Consider the following 4,668-nt stretch of genomic DNA (forward strand, 5'->3'; position numbering starts at 1 on the left):
CCGGTGGGGCGGTGTGGACCGACCGGGGCAGGGCGGCAGCCACTCCCCCGCCGGCCACGTACGCCGACGCCTCCGCCACCGCCTGCTGTACCGCCTCGGAGACCAGCGCGCCCCGGGCCAGCGCGAGAGTGGCGGCGGAGGCGAACCGGTCCCCCGCCCCGCAGGTGTCGCCCTCGGCCGTCACCGGGGCCGAGACCACCAACGGGGTCGTCCCGGCGTGGCAGAGCAGTGCGCCGTCCCCGCCGAGGGTCACCGCCACCGCGCCGGCCCGCCACCGCTCGCGCAGCCCCTGCGCGCCCCGGGCGGCGGTGGCCAGCCGGGACTCCCCGGCGGGCACCTTGGTCAGTTCCCGGGCCTCCGGCTCGTTGGGGGTGGCCAGGGTGACCCCGGGCACCGCCGCCGGCCCCCGTGGATGCGGATCCCAGACCACCGGAGCACGGGTCGCGGCGAGGGCGGCGCGCAGCGCCGGCTGCCGGGCCACGCCCCGGCCGTAGTCGCTGACCAGCACGGCCGACGCCTCGGCCAGCAGCCGCAGCACCGCCTCGTGCGGCTCGCCGGGCACGCCGGCCGGGCCACCCCGGTCGTGGCGCAGCAGGACCCGGCCCCGCGCCCGCAGCCGGATCTTCTCCGCCGTGGCACCGGGCAGCGGCAGCGCATACACCCGCACCCCGGCGGCGGTGAGCAGGGTGGCGAGCCGGGCTCCGGCGGCGTCGTCGGCGAGCGCGGTCACCAGGGCCACCTCGGCGCCCTGCGCGGCGGCGAAGACGGCCGCGAGGCCGGCTCCGCCGGGCCGGTCGGCGTGCGTGGTCTCGTCCAGCACCGGGACCGGCGAGTCCGGGCAGAGCCGGTTCACCACGCCCTCGACGTCGCGGTCCAACAGGGTGTCGCCGACAACCACCAGGGGTCCGGTCACGCTGTCCCTCCTTGTCCCGCCTCCACCTGGCGCCCACCGCCGTCGAGCAGCACCTCCACCCCGGCTCGGACCGGCCCGGCGCTGGTCGTGGTTCCCGCCGGCGCCGGCTCGGTCGGGACACGGCGGGCAGCCGCGGCCGGCAACTCCCGCTCGACGTACTCGCAGAGCACGTGGGTGGAGACCAGATGCAGCTCCTGCACCACCTGACCGTCCGCTGAGGCGATGGGCAGCGCCTCGTGGCACGCCTCGGCCAGCGGGTTCGGGGCCGGGCCGGTGAACGCCCAGCAGCGCACGCCGACCTCGCGGGCGGCGTCGACCGCGCGCAGCAGGTTGGCGCTGGTGCCGCTGGTCGACATCAGCAGCAGGATGTCGCCGACCCGGCCGTGCGCGCGGACCTGCCGGGCGAAGACCTCGTCATAGCCGTAGTCGTTGCCGATCGCGGTCACCGCCGAGGTCTCGGCGTGCAGCGCGATCGCCGACAGGGGTCGACGGTCGTCGCGGAGCTTGCCGACCAGTTCGGCGGTGAGGTGCTGGGCCTCGGCGGCACTGCCGCCGTTGCCGGCCACCAGCAACCGGCCACCGCCGGTTAGTGTCCGGGCCAGCTCGGTGCCCCAGCGGGCCAGCAACGTCTCGCAGTCCCGGTACGGCAGCAGCGCCTCGGCCAGCAACGTCAGGTGCGCGTCGAGCAGCCCGCCCGCCATCAGGCGACCACCCGGCTCGGCCGGCGGACCGCGGCGACCTCGCCGTACAGTTCCGCGATCCGCTCGGCGGCGGAGGCCCACGAGTAACTACGCCGGGCTCGGCGCAGCGCTGCGGTGGCGTACCCGAACCGGCGGATCCGGTCGTCGAGCAGACGCTGGACCGCGATGCCCAGGGCCCTCGGGTCCCGGGCCGGGACCAGGTCGCCGGTGACTCCGTCGACGACCGTGTCCTTGATCCCACCGACGGCGGTGCCGATCACCGGCACCCCGCAGGCCATCGCCTCCAGTGGGGTGAGCCCGAACGGCTCGTACCAGGGGGCGGCCACCAGCACGTCCGCGGAGCGGTACCAGCGGCCCATCTCCTCCCGGGGTACCGCGCCGACCAGCCGGACCCGGTCGGCGACCCCGCAGGACTCGGCGAGTGCGCGCAGCCGTCGGGCGTACGGGTCGGCCTCCAACAGCCCGGCGGGCGGACCGCCGACGATCACGCACTCGGCCCGGGGCACCAGCTCCATCGCCCGGATCACCGTCTGGAAGCCCTTGCGTTCGACCAGCCGGCCGACGGTGAGCACCCGGGGCCGGTCGGGCTCCCGCTCGGCGGCCGGCCCGAGGGGAGCGAAGGTGGTCAGGTTGACCCCGGAGGGGATCACCGTCATCCGGGACCGGGGTACGCCGAGGCGGACCAGCTCGCCGACCTCGTCCTGGCACTGGGCGATCACCCGGTCCACCGCGCGGCCCAGTTCCCGCTCGTAGCCGATCCGCCGGGCCGGGCTGGTGTCCTGTACGCCCTGGTGCCGCTTCTTGACCGTGCCCAGCGCGTGGTACGTCTGCACCACCGGCACTCCGGTCTGTCGACCGGCGGTCAGCGCCGCGAGCCCGCTCATCCAGAAGTGCGCGTGGACCACCTCGGGCGTCCAGTCGCCGCCCCGCCACCGCTGCGCCAGCCAGTGGCTGAACTCCTTCATGTGCGGCAGCAGCTCGTCCTTGGCCACCGGTTCCGCGGGGCCGGCGGGCACGTGCACCACCTCGTACCCACCGGGGGCACGGACCGCCACCGGCAGGTCGACGGCGTCGCGGCGGGTGTAGACCCGCACGTCGTGCCCGGCGGCCGCCAGCGCGGCGGCCAGTTCGGCGACGTGGGTGTTCTGCCCGCCGGCGTCCTCACCGCCCAGCACGGCGAGCGGGCTGGCGTGCTCGGAGATCATCGCGATGCGCATACTTCCTCCTCCAGCAGGCGGTCCCAGTCGGCGAGGAATCGGTCCAGGCCGTAGCGGCCCCGGGCGGCGACGCGGGCCCGCTCGCCCGCCCGGCGGGCCTCGGCGGGTTCGGCGACGAACCGCCGCGCCGCGTCGACGAGCACGTCCATCCGGGTGGAGATGACTCCGGCGTCGGGTGGGATGGCCTCGACGGCTTCGGTGGTGGCCAGGGCGATGACGGGCATGCCGATGTGCATGGCTTCGATGAGGCTGAGTCCCAGTGAGGTCCACCGGCACAGGTGCAGGTAGGCGCGGCGTTGGGCCAGTTCGGTGTGCATCCGGTGCTGCGGCAGGTCGTCGTGGCTGGTCAGCCGGTCGGTGGGTAGGCCGAGGTGGTCGGCGAGGCCGGTGACTTTCATGCCGTAGACGTCTAGTGGCGCGATCTGGGCGAAGCGGGTGAGCAGGTCGGTGCCGGTGACGCGCCAGCGGCGGATGGGTTCGTTGGTGACGACGGCGAGTCGGTCCAGTTGCCCGGTCCATTCGGTGGTGGGTGGTACGACGCCGTGTTCGATGACGGTGGTGCGGGTGCCCCCGTTGTCGTAGAACAGTTCGTTGAAGTGGGTGACGTGGGTGAGGAGGAGGTCGTCGCGGTCGGCCATGGGGTGGCGGGTGTGGGGTACGTCGCCTTTGGGGGTGTTGTGTTCGACGTAGATGGCGGGCAGGTCGCGGCCGGGGCGGCGGGCGAGCCATTGTTCGGCGAGGTCGAGTTCTTCGGGGCGTTGTAGCAGTACGACGTCGATGTGTTCGTGGCGTAGCTGTTCGGGGGTGGTCTCGATGGCGTTGTCGGGCCAGGGGTAGGTGCGGGCCCGGCCGAGTCCGTAGGGGCCCCGGTCGGGGGTGACGGGGATGAGGTAGCGGTGTTTGCCGTGCACGAAGGACGTGGTCCAGGAGCCGTGCACATGCCACACCAGGATGTTCATCGGGTGCTCCCGCCGCCGGTGACCACCGCCGGCGCCTGCGGGCCCGGCGCGGTCACCGTGCCGGACGGCGGCGGCGTGTCGGCCGACACGCCGAGCAGGCGTACGGCGTCCAGCACCCGACCCGGTTCGACGGTGGCCAGGCAGGGGTGACCGGGCTCCGGGCAGCGGGTGGCGCGGGTGTCCCGGCAGGCGGCGGTGGCGTCACCGAGGCGGACCGTCGGCACCCGGTAGGGCCCCCACTGTCCGTACGGGACGGTGGGAGCGAAGAGGCTGACCACCGGCACACCCAGCGCCGCGGCCAGATGCGCCGGACCGGTGTTACCGACGACGAGTGCGCCGGCCCCGGCGAGCACCGCGGCCAGCTCCGCCAGCCCGGTGCGTCCGCCCAGGTCGAGGCCGGCGTCGCCGGCGACGCCGGCGGTCAACGCCGTCTCGTCCGGACCACCGGTGACCACCACCCGGTGACCGGCGGCGGCGAGCACCCGGACGATCCGGGTGGCCAGCTCGGGTGGGCAGGCGCGGCTCTGGACCGCGGAGCCGGGATGCACCACCACGTACCCCGCGGGGCCGAGCCCGGCCGGCGGTGGGGGCAACCCGTCGGTGCGTACCCGCAGGGTCGGCTGGTCCCCCGGCGGTAGTCCGAAGCCGGCGGCGGCGGCGAGGGAGAGGGCGCGTTCGGGTTCGGGTGTGCCGGTGGGGACGTGGTGTCGGATGTCGAGGAGGCTGCCGGGGTAGTCGTCGCTGATGGCGCTGATGCGGGGTACGCCGGCGAGGCGCAGGAGCAGGGCGAGGGGGAGGGGGGACTGGTGGAAGCTGGTGAAGATGACGGCTTCGTCGGCGGCGACGGCGGCGAGTCGGGTGGTGAGGTGGTGGATGTC

General features: G+C 74.9%; 5 protein-coding genes. All 5 read right to left on the minus strand.

The features are described from left to right. On the minus strand, positions 1–913 hold a 913-nt coding region (locus E1182_RS29265; RefSeq protein WP_207921567.1), incomplete at its 3' end, for a bifunctional heptose 7-phosphate kinase/heptose 1-phosphate adenyltransferase. Then, on the minus strand, positions 910–1,614 hold the full coding sequence (locus E1182_RS29270; protein WP_132270956.1) for an SIS domain-containing protein: 705 nt from the start codon (positions 1,612–1,614) through the stop codon (positions 910–912). The genes E1182_RS29270 and E1182_RS29265, both read right to left, overlap by 4 nt. After that, positions 1,614–2,831, minus strand: coding sequence for a glycosyltransferase (locus E1182_RS29275; RefSeq protein ID WP_132270957.1), 1,218 nt, complete (start codon positions 2,829–2,831; stop codon positions 1,614–1,616). Before E1182_RS29275 ends, E1182_RS29270 begins: the two co-directional genes overlap by 1 nt. Next, positions 2,816–3,790: a glycosyltransferase gene (locus E1182_RS29280; RefSeq protein WP_132270958.1), complete on the minus strand. Its 975-nt coding sequence runs from the start codon at positions 3,788–3,790 to the stop codon at positions 2,816–2,818. Before E1182_RS29280 ends, E1182_RS29275 begins: the two co-directional genes overlap by 16 nt. After that, a partial coding sequence (locus tag E1182_RS29285) for a glycosyltransferase family 9 protein (RefSeq protein WP_165942755.1) occupies positions 3,787–4,668 on the minus strand: 882 nt, incomplete at its 5' end. The genes E1182_RS29285 and E1182_RS29280, both read right to left, overlap by 4 nt.

The sequence above is a fragment of the Micromonospora sp. KC721 genome (assembly GCF_004348355.1).
In the GTDB taxonomy this organism is placed as follows: Bacteria; Actinomycetota; Actinomycetes; order Mycobacteriales; family Micromonosporaceae; genus Micromonospora.